Raw genomic sequence first — 1,916 nt, 5'->3', positions numbered from 1 at the left:
GACCGCTGGGTTGAGGAATAAATGACTCAGCCTCCCGTGCTTGGAAAGAAGAGTAAATTTAAAGGAGGTATAATTAATGGGAAAAATTTATGAGTACAAAGTTTTAAGAGTTGATTTGACAAACGAAGAAATTAAAACAGAAAAAATATCGGGTGAGCTTGTTAAAAACTATCTTGGGGGTAGAGGTCTGGCATCAAAGATTTTATATGATGAGATTGATCCAAAAGTTGATCCCTTAAGTCCAGAAAATAAACTGATCTATGCAACTGGACTTTTAACCGGAACAGCTGCTTCTACTGGTGGCCGCTACATGGTTGTTACCAAAGGGCCTCTTACAGGGACTATAGCCAGCAGTAATTCAGGTGGATTTTTTGGAGCCGAGCTTAGATTTAGCGGCAATGACATTATCATTTTTGAAGGTAAGGCCAGTCATCCAGTTTATCTTTCAATAATGGGAGATAAAGTTGAGCTCAAAGATGCTTCTGAAATCTGGGGTAAGCCGGTTTATGAGACCACTGATCTCCTGATTGAAGCAGCTGGTAATAAAAACGCAAGAGTCAGCTGTATTGGTCCGGCCGGTGAAAAGCTAGTTAAATTTGCCTCAATTATGAATGAAAAAGATAGAGCTGCCGGCAGAACCGGTGTTGGAGCAGTAATGGGTTCTAAAAATCTGAAGGCAGTTGTGGTTAAAGCTGATGAAAAACAGGTTGAATATTTTAAAGATGAAATGATGAAAGTTGTCAAAAAACAGACTAAAATACTGAAAGAAGATGGAGTAACAGGTGAGGGTTTACCTGCTTTAGGTACCAAAGTTCTAGACAATATTATTAATTCTACTGGGGCCTATCCAACTAAAAATTTCCAGTTTGCAATCTTTGAGGATGTGGATGAGGTTTCTGGAGAAGCACTGGTTGAAAAAGGATATCTGCAGTCAAATACTGGCTGTTATGGTTGTCCAATTCGCTGTGCCAGAAAGACAAAACTTCCCAATGGCCGCAGTGGAGAAGGTCCAGAATACGAAACAGGCTGGGCTTTTGGTGCAGACTGTGGAGTTAATGATCTAAATGCTATTTCAGAAGCAAATTTTATCTGTAATGACCTTGGTCTGGATACAATTACAGCCGGTGCAACTATTGCCTGTGCCATGGAATTATATGAAAAAGGCTATATAGATAAAGATGAACTGGAAAATGGTCCTGAATTAAAATTTGGTTCTTCTGAGTCAATAATCTATTATACAGAAAAAATGGCTTACCGTGAAGGCTTTGGAGATCAGCTGGCGGAAGGTTCATACCGCCTGGCAGATTCTAAAGGACATCCTGAGCTTTCGATGAGTGTTAAAAAACAGGAGCTTCCTGCTTACGATCCTCGCGGTGTTCAGGGACATGGACTTAACTATGTTACTTCAAACCGCGGTGGCTGTCATGTTAGAGGTTATATGATCTCACCTGAGGTTTTAGGGGTTCCAGAAAAGTTGGATCCACAGGAATTAGAAGGAAAGCCTAAGTGGGTTATGACCTTCCAGGATTTAACAGCTATCATTGATTCAATTGGAATGTGTCTTTTTACTTCCTTTGCTTTAGGACTTGATGACTACAGAGAAATAGTCAATGCAGGCACTCAGTTTGAGTACAGCTCAGAATCTCTGCTGGAAACCGGTGAACGAATTTATAACTTAGAGCGTCAGTTTAACTTAGAAGCAGGTATTTTACCTGAAGAAGATAAACTGCCAGCTCGCTTTGATGAGCCACTTCCAGATGGTCCACAAAAGGGTATCAGCACTAAATACAGAGAAATCTTACCTGAGTATTATGAAATTAGAGGCTGGCAGGAAGATGGTTGGATCAGTGAACAGAAACTAAAGGATATGAAAATTAAATAATAATATTGGCGGGGTAAATAATTGGCTTTTAAAA

The 1,916-nt window shown here is 39.9% G+C and carries 1 protein-coding gene; it reads left to right on the top strand.

Going from position 1 to position 1,916, the window contains the following annotated elements:
• The first annotated feature begins 76 nt into the window (after positions 1-76).
• Positions 77-1,882 carry an aldehyde ferredoxin oxidoreductase family protein gene (locus CI949_RS20455; protein ID WP_076544237.1) on the top strand — a complete coding sequence of 602 codons (1,806 nt, stop codon included), beginning with the start codon at positions 77-79 and terminating at the stop codon, positions 1,880-1,882.
• Positions 1,883-1,916: the final 34 nt, after the last annotated feature.

The organism is Halanaerobium sp., assembly GCF_003070835.1.
The sequence above is the reverse complement of the archived record's forward strand: the minus strand, read 5'-3'. Positions and strand labels throughout refer to the sequence as shown.